Annotated in this window: 13 protein-coding genes; 10 read left to right on the top strand and 3 right to left on the bottom strand. The window is 57.2% G+C overall.

Features of this window, described 5'->3' with window-relative positions:
• Positions 1-28 precede the first annotated feature (28 nt).
• Both eno and queE read left to right on the top strand, forming a co-directional pair.
• Positions 29-1,324, top strand: coding sequence for a phosphopyruvate hydratase (gene eno, locus ACX3P5_RS14615; protein ID WP_094120850.1), 1,296 nt, complete (start codon positions 29-31; stop codon positions 1,322-1,324).
• A 405-nt stretch (positions 1,325-1,729) separates the two neighbouring features.
• Positions 1,730-2,401, top strand: a complete 672-nt coding sequence (queE, locus tag ACX3P5_RS14610) for a 7-carboxy-7-deazaguanine synthase QueE (protein WP_233987275.1) — start codon at positions 1,730-1,732, stop codon at positions 2,399-2,401.
• Positions 2,402-2,500: 99 nt separating this feature from the next.
• Here queE and queD read toward each other — a convergent pair whose 3' ends face one another.
• Positions 2,501-2,860: a 6-carboxytetrahydropterin synthase QueD gene (gene queD / locus ACX3P5_RS14605; RefSeq protein WP_233987276.1), complete on the bottom strand. Its 360-nt coding sequence runs from the start codon at positions 2,858-2,860 to the stop codon at positions 2,501-2,503.
• Positions 2,861-3,159: 299 nt separating this feature from the next.
• Here queD and cysJ point away from each other — a divergent pair, with 299 nt between their 5' ends.
• Genes cysJ through ACX3P5_RS14590 form a run of 3 tightly spaced genes read left to right on the top strand, consistent with a single transcriptional unit; the run spans position 3,160 to position 7,429 of the window.
• Positions 3,160-4,977: an NADPH-dependent assimilatory sulfite reductase flavoprotein subunit gene (gene cysJ, locus ACX3P5_RS14600; protein ID WP_458968916.1), complete on the top strand. Its 1,818-nt coding sequence runs from the start codon at positions 3,160-3,162 to the stop codon at positions 4,975-4,977.
• Positions 4,977-6,698, top strand: coding sequence for an assimilatory sulfite reductase (NADPH) hemoprotein subunit (cysI, locus tag ACX3P5_RS14595; RefSeq protein WP_233987278.1), 1,722 nt, complete (start codon positions 4,977-4,979; stop codon positions 6,696-6,698). Before cysJ ends, cysI begins: the two co-directional genes overlap by 1 nt.
• Positions 6,695-7,429 (top strand): phosphoadenylyl-sulfate reductase, encoded by a 735-nt coding sequence (locus ACX3P5_RS14590; RefSeq protein ID WP_233987279.1) that lies wholly within the window; start codon positions 6,695-6,697, stop codon positions 7,427-7,429. The genes cysI and ACX3P5_RS14590 overlap by 4 nt, the downstream gene beginning before the upstream one ends.
• 47 nt (positions 7,430-7,476) lie before the next feature.
• Here the strand turns inward: ACX3P5_RS14590 and ACX3P5_RS14585 are convergent, their stop codons facing one another.
• On the bottom strand, positions 7,477-7,761 hold the full coding sequence (locus ACX3P5_RS14585) for a YciI family protein (protein ID WP_233987280.1): 285 nt from the start codon (positions 7,759-7,761) through the stop codon (positions 7,477-7,479).
• A gap of 9 nt (positions 7,762-7,770) precedes the next feature.
• Complete coding sequence (locus ACX3P5_RS14580) at positions 7,771-8,784, bottom strand: aminopeptidase (protein WP_458968915.1); 1,014 nt, start codon at positions 8,782-8,784, stop codon at positions 7,771-7,773.
• Between the two features lie 376 nt (positions 8,785-9,160).
• Between ACX3P5_RS14580 and cysG the strand changes: the two genes are divergently transcribed.
• From cysG to ACX3P5_RS14555, 5 genes are read left to right on the top strand one after another with little or no spacing between them, the layout of a single operon-like run.
• Positions 9,161-10,576: a siroheme synthase CysG gene (cysG, locus tag ACX3P5_RS14575; protein WP_458968914.1), complete on the top strand. Its 1,416-nt coding sequence runs from the start codon at positions 9,161-9,163 to the stop codon at positions 10,574-10,576.
• Positions 10,577-10,585: 9 nt separating this feature from the next.
• Complete coding sequence (cysD, locus tag ACX3P5_RS14570) at positions 10,586-11,494, top strand: sulfate adenylyltransferase subunit CysD (protein WP_233987283.1); 909 nt, start codon at positions 10,586-10,588, stop codon at positions 11,492-11,494.
• Between the two features lie 11 nt (positions 11,495-11,505).
• Positions 11,506-12,933 carry a sulfate adenylyltransferase subunit CysN gene (gene cysN / locus ACX3P5_RS14565; RefSeq protein WP_233987284.1) on the top strand — a complete coding sequence of 476 codons (1,428 nt, stop codon included), beginning with the start codon at positions 11,506-11,508 and terminating at the stop codon, positions 12,931-12,933.
• Entirely contained in the window at positions 12,933-13,538 is a 606-nt protein-coding gene (cysC, locus tag ACX3P5_RS14560) for an adenylyl-sulfate kinase (protein WP_336756379.1), read from the top strand. The genes cysN and cysC overlap by 1 nt, the downstream gene beginning before the upstream one ends.
• Positions 13,539-13,592: 54 nt before the next feature.
• Positions 13,593-13,913, top strand: coding sequence for a DUF3561 family protein (locus ACX3P5_RS14555; RefSeq protein ID WP_094120860.1), 321 nt, complete (start codon positions 13,593-13,595; stop codon positions 13,911-13,913).
• The last annotated feature ends 64 nt before the right edge of the window (positions 13,914-13,977 follow it).

Raw genomic sequence — 13,977 nt, 5'->3', positions numbered from 1 at the left:
TGACTAACTTGTACTGAGGAAAAACGTAATGTCCAAAATCGTAAAAGTCATCGGTCGCGAAATTATCGACTCACGTGGTAACCCGACTGTTGAAGCAGAAGTGCATCTGGAAGGCGGTTTCGTTGGTCTGGCAGCAGCGCCATCAGGGGCTTCTACCGGTTCTCGCGAAGCACTGGAACTGCGTGACGGTGACAAATCTCGTTTCCTGGGCAAAGGCGTGACCAAAGCCGTTGCTGCGGTAAACGGCCCGATTGCTGAAGCGGTAAAAGGCAAAGACGCGAAAGATCAGGCGAACATCGATAAAATCATGATCGACCTGGACGGTACTGAGAACAAATCCAACTTCGGTGCGAACGCCATTCTGGCCGTCTCACTGGCGGCGGCGAAAGCCGCTGCGGCCTCTAAAGGTCAGCCGCTGTATGAGCACATCGCTGAACTGAACGGCACCCCAGGCAAATACTCTATGCCACTGCCAATGATGAACATCATCAACGGTGGCGAGCATGCCGATAACAACGTTGATATCCAGGAATTCATGATTCAGCCGGTTGGCGCTTCAAGCGTGAAAGAAGCGATCCGTATGGGTTCAGAAGTGTTCCACAACCTGGCAAAAGTGCTGAAAAGCAAAGGCATGAGCACTGCAGTCGGTGACGAAGGTGGCTATGCGCCAAACCTGGGTTCTAACGCCGAAGCGCTGGCCGTTATCGCTGAAGCAGTAAAAGCAGCGGGCTACGAGCTGGGCAAAGATATTACGCTGGCGATGGACTGTGCGGCCTCTGAGTTCTACAAAGATGGCAAATACGTGCTGGCCGGTGAAGGCGGTAAAGCGTTCACTTCAGAAGAGTTCACCCACTTCCTGGAAGATCTGACCAAACAGTATCCGATCGTTTCTATCGAAGATGGCCTGGACGAATCTGACTGGGATGGCTTCGCTTACCAGACCAAAGTCCTGGGCGACAAAATCCAGCTGGTGGGTGACGACCTGTTCGTGACCAACACCAAAATCCTGAAAGAAGGTATCGACAAAGGTATCGCTAACTCCATTCTGATCAAATTCAACCAGATCGGTTCTCTGACCGAAACCCTGGCAGCGATCAAAATGGCGAAAGACGCGGGCTACACTGCCGTGATCTCTCACCGTTCAGGCGAAACCGAAGATGCAACCATCGCTGACCTGGCGGTAGGGACTGCAGCGGGCCAGATCAAAACCGGTTCAATGAGCCGTTCTGACCGTGTGGCGAAGTACAACCAGCTGATTCGTATCGAAGAAGCGCTGGGTTCAAAAGCGCCATTCAACGGCCTGAAAGAAGTTAAAGGTCAGTAATGACCTGTGCAGATGTCGCGTAAAGCGGCATCGCATCATCTGAAAGCCCCGCCTTGTGCGGGGCTTTTTGTTGGCGGCGGTGTGCAGACGCGGATGGCAAATCCCGATCGCAAAGAGGCAAAAGCGGCATCTCTTTCTGCTCGCCCGTGCGATTACGCACCTCATCCCTGAGGTGCGCCCGTTACCGGGCCAACGTTTTGCGTTGTTCAAAAACGCTCCCGGTATTTTTGTCCTAAGCGCGGGTTCTGTCCTGGCCATCTATATTTTGAACCTGTCAGCCGTCTGAAGCCTCTCTTTTGTGACGTTTTGGCTTTTGCCCGGCGCGGAGAAAAGGCACAACGCGTGGTTGAGCTGTGCGGCAAATCTGCCATAATCAGCGCCCTGTTTTTTTCAAGCGAGTCCGTAATGCAATACCCGATTAACGAAATGTTCCAGACACTGCAGGGCGAAGGTTTTTATACCGGCGTACCCGCCATTTTCATCCGCTTACAGGGATGTCCGGTGGGCTGTAGCTGGTGTGATACCAAACATACCTGGGAGAAGCGGGCGGATCGGGAAACGTCGCTGGGCGATATTTTAATTAAAACGGTAGAGAGTGACGCCTGGGGCGATGCCGATGCGGCAACCTTACTTAACGCCATCCAGCAGCAGGGCTGGACCGCGCGCCATGTGGTGATCACCGGCGGCGAACCGGCGATCTACGATCTGCGTCCGTTAACCACGACGCTGGAGCAGCACGGTTTTCAGTGCCAGATTGAGACCAGCGGCACCCATGAGATTCGCTGTTCCGATCGGACCTGGGTGACGGTTTCGCCTAAAGTGAATATGCGTGGCGGCTATGATGTGCTGCCGCAGGCGCTGGTCCGCGCGGATGAGATCAAGCACCCGGTGGCGCGTATGCGTGATGTCGAGGCGCTGGATGAACTGCTGGCCGCTCTTGATGACGATAAAGCCCGTATCATCGCCTTACAGCCGATCAGCCGCAAAGATGAGGCAACCCGACTCTGTATCGAGACCTGCATTGCGCGTAACTGGCGTCTGTCGATGCAGACTCACAAATATCTCAATATCGCCTGAGGCGATGCGATGTGGGCCGGGTGAGAGTCCGAAACCGGGCTAGCCGGATCGGCGGGTAAAAAAACGCTGTGCCGGATCGAAGGGTTCGATCCGACAGCATTAACCGCGGTAGACGCAGCCCGCAGTGCAGGTTTCTTTGATCATCACCGCACTGAGCAGCGGCAGGCGAGGCTTCATCTGATCCCAGATCCATTTTGCCAGCACTTCGCTGGTCGGGTTTTCCAGCCCAGGGATCTCATTGAGATAATAGTGGTCAAGGCGATCGTAGATCGGCTTAAACGCCGCTTTCAGTTCAGCGAAATCCATCACCCAGCCAGTGTGCGCATCCACTTCGCCGGTAATTTCCAGACGCACCAGAAATGAATGACCGTGCAGACGACCGCATTTGTGTCCGGCCGGCACGTTGGGTAAATGGTGCGCGGCTTCGAACTGGAACTCTTTAAATAAAGTGGTAGACATAGTGGTTCTCAGACAGGAAAAAACCGCTAAATTCTACCTGAAAACCGCTATTTTCGCACCTGGATCACATTACGCCGCCACGAAACCTCCCGCCTGCCGATGTTGTACCAGCTAAATAACTGATATATCGCCGCTTTACTTACCACTTTTGCCGATTAATCCTACCAGGAAAACCATTTAGTCATTTTGGTTATTTGATATGTCGAAGGTGTATTTAATCGTTAATATACGGGCCGGTAACCTACGCACTCTTCCGCCATTTTACGGTCCGGACTTCTGATACTGGAATTTTTAACGCGATGACGACTCAGGCACCAGGTTCACTGCTTCCGCTCTCCCCGGAACAACTCGCCCGCTTACAGGCGGCGACGACCGATTATTCCCCCACCCAGCTGGCATGGCTGTCAGGTTATTTCTGGGGCAGGGTTGAACAGACACCGGGTAGCGCAGTGGCCAGCGCGCCGGCCCCCGTCACCGCCACCGCGCCAGAAGCACCGGCAATCACGCTGCTGTCGGCTTCGCAGACCGGCAATGCCCGTCGCCTGGCCGAGCAGTTGCGCGATGACCTGCAGGCAGCCAGACTGAATGTAAACCTGGTGAATGCTGGCGATTACAAGTTCAAGCAAATTGGGCAGGAAAAGCTGCTGATGGTGGTGACATCCACCCAGGGCGAAGGCGATCCACCGGAAGAAGCGGTGGCGCTGCATAAATTCCTGCTGTCAAAAAAGGCGCCGAAAATGACCGGTACCGCGTTTGCGGTGTTTGGCCTCGGCGACAGCTCTTATGAATTTTTCAGCAAAGCGGGCAAGGATTTTGATAGCCGGCTGGCGGAGCTGGGCGCGGAGCGACTGCTGGATCGGGTTGATGCCGATGTCGAGTATGCCGATCAGGCGGCGGCCTGGCGCAGTGCGCTGACAGAGATTTTAAAGCAGCGTGTGCCGACCGAATCCCCGGCTCAGGCTGCCGCAGCCGCCGCAGGCAGCGTCAATGAAGTCACCACCAGCCCCTATACCAAAGAGGCGCCACTCAGCGCCACGCTGGCGGTGAATCAGAAAATTACCGGCCGCGACTCTGACAAAGATGTTCGCCACATTGAAATTGATCTCGGCGAGTCAGGCCTGCGCTACCAGCCCGGCGACGCGCTGGGTATCTGGTATGAAAATGATAGCGCGCTGGTCAGCGAGCTGCTGGAGCTGGTCTGGCTGAAAGGTGATGAGCCGGTGCAGGTTCAGGGCGCAACGCTGCCGCTGGCTGAAGCGCTGCAAAAACATTTTGAGCTGACGGTTAATACGGCGCAAATCGTCGCGCAGTATGCCCAGCTGTCGCGTGATGCCGAGCTGCTGGCGCTGGTGGATGATAAAGCCCGGCTGCAACAGTATGCGCAGCGTTATCCGATTGTCGACATGATTCGTCTGGCCCCGGCGGAGCTCAGCGCAGAGCAACTGACGACGTTGCTGCGTCCGCTGACGCCACGGCTCTACTCAATCGCATCGTCGCAGGCGGAGACCGATACCGAAGTGCATATCACCGTGAGTGCAGTACGCTTTGATATTGAAGGTCGTCAGCGTGGCGGCGGTGCATCGACCTGGCTGGCCGATCGGGTTGAAGAAGAGGGCGAAGTTCGGGTGTTTATCGAGCACAACGATAACTTCCGCCTGCCGGCTAATCCGGACGCACCGGTGATCATGATTGGACCGGGTACCGGCATCGCGCCGTTCCGCGCTTTTATGCAGCAGCGCGAAAACGACGGTGCCAGCGGCAAAAACTGGCTGTTCTTCGGCAATCCGCACTTTACCGATGATTTCCTCTATCAGGTGGAGTGGCAGAAATATGTGAAAGAGGGGCTGCTGACCCGAATCGATCTGGCCTGGTCACGCGATCAGGCAGAGAAGGTATACGTACAGGATAAGATCCGCGCCAACGGTGCGGAAGTGTGGCGCTGGCTGCAGGAAGGCGCGCACCTTTACGTCTGTGGCGATGCGAATCGCATGGCGAAGGACGTTGAGCAGGCATTACTGGATGTGGTGGTCGAACACGGCGGAATGGATCGTGAAGCGGCCGACGAATTTTTAAGTGAGCTGCGCATTGAGCGCCGTTATCAGCGAGACGTTTACTAATGAGCGAAAAACACCCTGGACCGCTGGTTGTAGAAGGCAAATTAGCCGACGCTGAGCGTCTGAAGAAGCAGAGCAACTATCTGCGCGGCACCATTAAAGAAGATCTGGAAGAGGGTCTGACCGGCGGCTTTACCGGTGACAACTTCCTGCTGATCCGTTTCCACGGTATGTACCAGCAGGATGACCGCGATATTCGTGCCGAGCGTGCTGAGCAGAAGCTGGAGCCGCGCCACGCCATGATGCTGCGTTGCCGCTTGCCGGGCGGCATCATTACGCCGACCCAGTGGCTGGCCATCGACAAATTTGCCACCGATAAAACCATCTATGGCAGCATCCGTCTGACTAACCGTCAGACCTTCCAGTTTCACGGCATTCTGAAGAAGAATGTCAAGCCGACGCACCAGATGCTGCATGAAGTCGGACTGGATGCGCTGGCCACCGCCAATGATGTTAACCGCAACGTGCTCTGTACCTCGAATCCGGTGGAGTCGGAGCTGCATCAGGAAGCGTATGAGTGGGCGAAGAAACTCTCTGAGCACCTGCTGCCGCGCACCCGTGCCTACGCCGAAATCTGGTGGGATCAGGAGAAAGTTGCGACCACCGACGAAGAGCCGATCCTCGGTGAGACCTATCTGCCGCGTAAGTTTAAAACTACCGTGGTGATCCCGCCGCACAACGATGTGGATCTGCACGCCAACGATCTTAACTTCATCGCCGTGGCCGAGCAGGGCAAGCTGGTGGGCTTTAACCTGCTGGTCGGTGGTGGACTGTCGATTGAGCACGGTAACAAGGCCACCTACGCCCGTACCGCCAGCGAGTTCGGCTACTTCCCGCTGGAGAAGATCCTCGACGTGGCTGAAGCGGTGGTGACTACCCAGCGCGACTGGGGTAACCGCACCGATCGTAAGAATGCCAAAACCAAATACACCCTGGAACGCGTCGGCGTTGAGACGTTTAAAGCGGAAGTCGAGAAGCGGGCGGGCGTCACTTTTGAACCGATCCGTCCGTACGAATTTACCACCCGCGGCGATCGAATTGGCTGGATCAAAGGCATCGACAATAAATGGCACCTGACGCTGTTTATCGAGAATGGTCGCCTGCTGGACTATCCTGGCCGTCCGCTGAAGAGCGGCGTGGCTGAGATTGCTAAAATCCACCAGGGCGATTTCCGTCTGACCGCCAACCAGAACCTGATTGTGGCGGGCGTGCCGGAAAGCGAAAAGGCGAAGATTGAGGCGATCGCCCGTGAGCATGGGCTGATGGAAAACGTCTCGGCGCAGCGTGAGAACTCGATGGCCTGCGTGGCGTTCCCGACCTGTCCACTGGCGATGGCGGAGGCGGAACGCTTCCTGCCGGCGTTCGTGACCAAAGTTGAAGCGATCATGCACAGCCACGGCGTCGGTGATGAGCACATAGTGTTACGCGTTACCGGTTGTCCCAACGGCTGTGGCCGTGCCATGCTGGCTGAACTGGGTCTGGTCGGCAAAGCGCCAGGCCGTTACAACCTGCATCTCGGCGGCAACCGCATCGGCACACGCATCCCGCGGATGTACCGTGAAAACATTAATGAAAACGAAATCCTCGCCACCATTGATGAACTGGTGGGACGCTGGGCCAAAGAGCGCCATGCCGCTGAAGGCTTTGGTGACTTCGTGATCCGCGCGGGCATCGTTGCGCCTGTGCTGGACCCGGCGCGTGATTTCTGGGAGGAGGCAAAATGAGTCAGATTGACCTCGCAGCACTGAATGAGATGTCCAAAGTCCAGCGCGCAATGGCGCTGGCGGCCACCAATGCGCAGCTGGAGAAATCGTCAGCGGAAGCGCGGGTGAGCTGGGCGCTGGAAAATCTGCCGGGCGCCTACGTGCTCTCTTCCAGCTTCGGCATTCAGGCGGCGGTGTCGCTGCATCTGGTGACGCGTCAGCAGCCCGATATTCCGGTGATCCTCACCGATACCGGCTATCTGTTCCCGGAAACCTATCGCTTCATTGATGAGCTGGCGGATCAGCTCAATCTCAACCTCAAGGTGTTCCGCGCGGAGACCTCACCGGCCTGGCAGGAAGCGCGCTATGGCAAGCTGTGGGAGCAGGGCGTTGAGGGGATTGAGAAATACAACGACATCAATAAAGTGGAACCGATGAATCGGGCGCTGGAAACGCTGGGTGCGCAGACCTGGTTTGCCGGCCTGCGCCGCGATCAGTCCGGTAGCCGGGCTAATCTGCCGGTGCTCGGGGTGCAGCGCGGCGTGTTTAAAGTGCTGCCGATCATCGACTGGGATAACCGCCAGATTCATCAGTATCTGCAGCAGCATAATCTGAAATACCATCCGCTGTGGGATGAAGGCTATCTCTCAGTGGGCGATACCCATACCACCCGTAAGTGGGAGCCAGGCATGGCAGAAGAAGAGACCCGCTTTTTCGGCCTGAAGCGCGAGTGCGGTCTGCACGAAGGGTAAGGGTGCGGTTTCCGGCTTCTCTGCGATTTCACAGAGAAGCCGGTGATTTACTGACCTTTTAAGCCAGCAAATTCTTCAGCCGCGCGCGTGACGTTCACTCTGGTCACTGCGTAGTGCGCCACCGCAACAAAGGGATCTTCTGCCAGTATCGCCTCCAGCCGTTCAGGTTCCATCTCTTTCACCAGCAGCATTCCACCGGTACGCGGATCTTTACGTCCTGCCGCAATCATTACGCCTGCCTCAAAATAGCGATCCAGCCACGTAATGTGTGCGGCCAGCAGCGCTTCTACCTCTTCCATCGGACGAAAATAATCGAGAGAAACAACGTACATAACAGATCCTCAGACTTTGGGATTGGTGAGTTCGCTTAGCAGCGGCAGCAGCACGCTGACGCTGTCGCGGGTACGGGCGGTAATCCGGCCAGGCATCCAGCGATCCAGATAGTTCAGGTTATCGCGATCGGTCTGATGGCGAATGGTGCCGTCGGGAAAATGACGGCTGCGATGACGCTGCTGAGCGCCATCTTTGTTACCCAGCGTCCAGTTGCTGGCCGTGACATCCAGCAGTGGAAAGCCCGCTTTATCAAAGGCGTTCAGGCCGGGAAAATCCTGGCGGGTTAACTGATGGCTGGCGGCAGAAATGCCATGCTGGCGCGCCAGCAGCAAGGCGCGCTCGCTGGTCTGTTTACGCACCGCGCGCGGGGTATTCATCCCGCTGTTGAAATAGAGATGATCGCCGGCGATCAGGCTGTTGAGATCGATCACCAGCAGGGTATTTTTCTTCTCTCTGGCGCTCATGCGCTCGACATAATCGTCCATGCCGTGCATCTCCGCCTCACCGGCGCTGAGCGCCACGAAGCGCACGCCGTAGTGCAGCGGTTGCTGACTCAGCTGTTGTGCCAGCTCCAGCATCACGCCAAGGCCCGAGGCGTTATCATCGACGCCCTGCAGGCGTAAACCACCGAGGTTCTGGTTAGTCTGACTGTTGCTGTGCGGCGTCCAGGTATCCAGATGCGCGACGATCAGAATCTCCTGCGGTTCACTGCCGGCGCGGGCAGCAATCACGGAGGTCGCCGTCAGCTTATGCCAGCGTAATTTTCCGTCATTTTCCTGCCAGTTATAGCCGGTATTGAACTGCCGGGTATTGGTCTTAAAACCCAGCGCGGAAAATTGCTGCTGCAGATAGTCGGCCGCCATCAGTTCGGCCGGACTGCCGCTCATCCGGCCAGGAAAATAGGTGGCGATGTGACGAACCTGCTGCTCGGCAAAATGGCCAGGCTGGCTGGCAAGTGCCAGCGGGGAAAGTAGCGCGCCAATTAACGTCGCGGCTGCCCTCAATTGGAGGGAAAAAAACATAGTGCGTCCTTTTTCATTTTTCAGATACCGGTCCGGCATGACGCACCGGCCGGTCATGCCGGGCGACATTATAGCCTTTTTGCTCCGGCGTACGATGAACAGAATCAGGCACGGTACGCGCAGCGCTCGCTGGCTGCTCTGGCGGTAATCTGTATTTGCTGCCGGATGTGCCGATTTTTCCCCGCGGGTCCGGAGAATAATCTGTGAGCACGGTCACGGATAACCCCTTAATTCTCCGTCGTTAAGATCAAATTGTTCTGTGCTTTGCGGGGTCGTTATTCCATTCAGTAACTACTCATTCCAATTCGTAATTTCATCTGGATAAACTCAGGGACGTATAGTCGCGTTAATACAAAGTTAAAACATCAGGGTTAACGTGGACTATTTGCCCCTTTTTGCCGATCTCTCTGGCCGCCCGGTTCTGGTTGTCGGTGGTGGAGATATCGCAGCGCGAAAAATTGAACTGCTGCGCCGTGCGCGTGCGCGCGTGCAGATTGCCGCGCGTGAACTCTGCCCTGAACTGCAGGCGCTGCTGGAGACGCAGCAGCTGGAGTGGCTGGCGACTGCGTTTGATCCTGCCCAGCTGGACGGCGTTTTTCTGGTGATTGCCGCAACCGATGACAACGCCCTCAATGCTGCCGTATTCGAGGCGGCCAATGCGCGCCAGAAGCTGGTGAACGTGGTGGACGATCAGCCGAAATGCAGCTTTATCTTCCCGTCGATTGTTGACCGTTCACCGCTGGTGGTGGCGATCTCCTCCAGCGGCACCGCGCCGGTGCTGGCGCGGATGCTGCGTGAAAAGCTGGAGGCGCTGCTGCCTGCTAACCTGGGCCAGATGGCTGAGGTGGCCGGACAGTGGCGTGACAAGGTTAAACAGCGTTTTCAGCGGATGTCTGACCGTCGCCGTTTCTGGGAGCGGGCGTTCAACGGCCTGTTCGCCAGTCAGATGTCGGCTGGCAATGTGGATGAGGCGAAACGCACGCTGGATCGTGAACTGCTTGATGAACCGACCCGTCAGGGTGAAATCATTCTGGTGGGCGCGGGGCCGGGCGACAGCGGTCTGCTGACGCTGCGCGGTCTGCAGGTGATGCAGCTGGCCGATGTGGTGCTGTATGACCATCTGGTCAGTGACGAGGTGCTGGAGCTGGTGCGTCGCGACGCCGATCGCATCTGCGTCGGCAAACGGGCCGGCGCGCATTCGGTGCCGCAGGAAGAGACCAATCAGATGCTGGTGAAGCTGGCATTGCAGGGCAAGCGGGTCGTGCGCCTCAAGGGCGGCGATCCCTTTATCTTTGGCCGCGGCGGCGAAGAGCTGCAGGCGGCACAGCAGGCGGGTATTCCGTTTCAGGTGGTGCCGGGCGTTACTGCCGCTGCCGGTGCGACGGCCTACGCCGGTATTCCGCTGACCCACCGCGATTATGCTCAGAGCGTGATGTTTATTACCGGTCACTGTCGTCCGGATGGTGACGACATTGACTGGCCATCGCTGGCGCGGGCACGTCAGACGCTGGCGATCTATATGGGGACGGTTAAGGCTGCGCTGATTAGCGAGGCGCTGATTCAGCATGGCCGCGCAGCGTCAACGCCGGTGGCGGTGATCAGTCGCGGTACGCGTCAGGATCAACAGGTGCTGACCGGCACCTTAGAACAACTCGAGGCGCTGGCCGCCTCGGCACCCACTCCGGCACTGCTGGTGATCGGAGAAGTGGTCAATTTGCACGGGCAACTCGCCTGGTTTCAACATTCGGCACAGCAGGGGGCTCGCGAGTCCGCCGTTGTCAATCTGGCTTGAGGGAAAATCATGGACCAAAAACGACTCACTCATCTGCGTCAGCTGGAGGCGGAGAGTATCCACATCATTCGCGAAGTGGCGGCAGAGTTCAGCAACCCGGTGATGATGTACTCCATCGGTAAAGACTCCTCCGTGATGCTGCATCTGGCGCGTAAGGCCTTCTTTCCAGGCACGCTGCCGTTCCCGCTGCTGCATGTGGATACCGGCTGGAAATTCCGTGAAATGTACGAGTTTCGCGATCGCACCGTAAAAGCGATGGGCGCCGAGCTGCTGGTTCACCGCAACCCGGAAGGCGTGGCGATGGGCATTAACCCGTTCGTCCACGGCAGTGCCAAACACACCGACATCATGAAAACCGAAGGGCTGAAGCAGGCGCTGAATAAATATGGTTTCGATGCGGCTTTTGGTGGCGCACGCCGTGACGAAGAGAAGTCGCGCGCCAAAGAGCGTATCTACTCGTTCCGCGATCGTTTCCATCGCTGGGACCCGAAAAACCAGCGCCCGGAGCTGTGGCACAACTACAACGGTCAGATCAACAAGGGCGAAAGCATCCGCGTTTTCCCGCTGTCGAACTGGACCGAACTGGATATCTGGCAGTACATCTTCCTGGAAAACATCGAGATCGTGCCGCTCTACCTCGCAGCGCCGCGTCCGGTGCTGGAGCGTGATGGCATGCTGATGATGATCGATGACGATCGGATCAATCTGCAGCCCGGTGAAGTGATTAAACAGCGCATGGTGCGTTTCCGTACCCTCGGCTGCTGGCCGCTGACCGGCGCGGTGGAATCGGAGGCGCAAACGCTGCCGGAGATCATCGAAGAGATGCTGGTCTCTACCACCAGTGAGCGTCAGGGCCGCGTGATCGATCGCGATCAGTCCGGGTCGATGGAACTGAAAAAACGTCAGGGTTATTTCTAAGGAGACGCCAGATGAATACCGTAATTGCACAACAGATTGCCGACCAGGGCGGCGTTGAAGCCTGGCTGACCGCACAACAACACAAGAGCCTGCTGCGTTTTCTGACCTGCGGCAGCGTCGATGATGGCAAAAGCACCCTGATTGGTCGCCTGCTGCACGATACCCGGCAGATCTATGAAGATCAGCTCTCTTCGCTGCACAACGACAGCAAGCGTCACGGTACCCAGGGCGAGAAGCTCGATCTGGCGCTGCTGGTGGATGGTCTGCAGGCCGAGCGCGAGCAGGGCATCACCATTGATGTGGCCTATCGCTACTTCTCGACTGAAAAGCGTAAATTTATTATCGCTGATACGCCGGGACATGAGCAGTACACCCGTAATATGGCGACCGGTGCCTCAACCTGCGATCTGGCGATCCTGCTGATCGATGCCCGTAAAGGCGTGCTGGATCAGACCCGTCGGCACAGCTTTATCTCGACGCTGCTGGGGATCAAACACCTGGTGGTAGCGATCAATAAGATGGATCTGGTGGAGTACGATCAGGATCGCTACGAGCAGATCAAACAGGATTATCTCGATTTCGCTGCGCAGTTGCCGGACGACCTCGATATCCGTTTCGTACCGATGTCGGCGCTGGAAGGGGATAACGTAGCATCAGCCAGCCAGACCATGTCGTGGTACAGCGGTCCGACGCTGCTCGACGTGCTGGAAACGGTTGAACTGAAACGCGTGGTCGATCATCAGCCGATGCGTTTCCCGGTACAGTATGTCAACCGTCCAAACCTCGATTTCCGCGGCTACGCCGGAACGCTGGCTTCAGGCAGCGTACAGGTAGGCCAGCGCGTTAAAGTGCTGCCTTCTGGCGTGGAGTCGTCCATTGCCCGCATTGTGACCTTCGATGGCGATCTGCAGGAAGCGGGTGCAGGCGAAGCGATTACCCTTGTGCTGCAGGATGAGATTGATATCAGCCGTGGCGATCTGCTGGTGGATGCCAGTGAAGATCTGGCAGCGGTTCAGTCTGCCAGCGTTGACGTGGTCTGGATGGCAGAACAGCCGCTGCAGGCCGGTCAGAGTTACGACCTGAAAATCGCCGGTAAGAAAACCCGTGGCCGGGTAGAGAAGGTGCTGCATCAGGTCGAGATCAACTCGCTGGAGACGCGTCAGGTCGATACGCTGCCGCTGAACGGTATTGGTCGCATTGAGATCACCTTTGACGAACCGATGGTGCTCGACAGCTATCAGCAGAACCCGGTGACCGGCGGCATGATCTTTATCGATCGCCTGAGCAACGTTACCGTGGGTGCCGGCATGATCCATCAGCCAAACCATGATGCCCCGGTTAATACCGGCGAGTTCAGCGCCTTTGAACTGGAACTGAATGCGCTGGTGCGCCGTCACTTCCCACACTGGAACGCGCGCGATCTGCTGGGCGGTCAATAATGGCCCGGCACGATGACAACGTGGTGTGGCATGATCATCCGGTGACCCGCACCGCCCGCGAACAGCAGCACGGCCATCAGGGCGTGGTGCTGTGGTTCACCGGGCTGTCAGGCTCGGGGAAATCGACCGTGGCGGGCGCGCTGGAGCAGGCGCTGCACCGCATTGGTGTCAGCACCTATCTGCTGGATGGCGACAATGTGCGTCATGGCCTGTGCCGCGATCTCGGTTTCAGCGATGACGACCGCAAAGAGAACATTCGTCGGGTCGGCGAAGTGGCGAAGCTGATGGTGGACGCCGGGCTGGTGGTGCTGACCGCCTTTATTTCGCCGCATCGCGCCGAACGTCAGATGGTCCGCGATCTGCTGGAATCGGGCCAGTTTATTGAGGTGTTTGTGGATACGCCGCTGGCGGTGTGCGAAGCGCGCGATCCTAAAGGACTCTATCGCAAAGCACGCGCCGGTGAGCTGCGTAATTTCACCGGGATCGATAGCGTATACGAAGCGCCGGAAAGCCCGGAAATCCAGCTGGATGGCGAACAATTGGTTACAAAACTTGCCGCCCAATTGTTAGACCTGCTGCGTGACCGCGATATCATCAGATCCTGAACAGACAGCGGCAAATCCACGTTGATTTGCCGCCTTCGCGTCAACAGGACCTCTATGCAGAACATTACTCCCATGCTGGCTCGTAAAGATGAAAGCACCCCGGATGAGCCGCGTTCGTCGCTGCCGGGCGGCATCATCGGCTTTTTTGCCTACTGGTGCGCGCTGGCCATTCCCTTCCTGTTGTACGGCTCTAACACCTTGTTTTTCTTTCTCTACACCTGGCCTTTCTTCCTGGCACTGCTGCCGGTCTCGGTGCTGATGGGCATTGCGCTCAACACGCTGCTGCGCGGCCAGTTGTTGTGGACCACGCTCGCCACAGTCATTCTGGTCATTTGCCTGTTCTGGTTAATGTTCTCTTTTCTCTCCGGCTGGTAACCCTCTCGTGCCAGCGCGCTGATGTGCAAACGCATCGGCAGGTTACAAAACTTTTCCCGTCTGG

The organism is Pantoea sp. S-LA4 (assembly GCF_054482835.1).
This window is presented reverse-complemented; position numbering and strand designations above follow the sequence as displayed.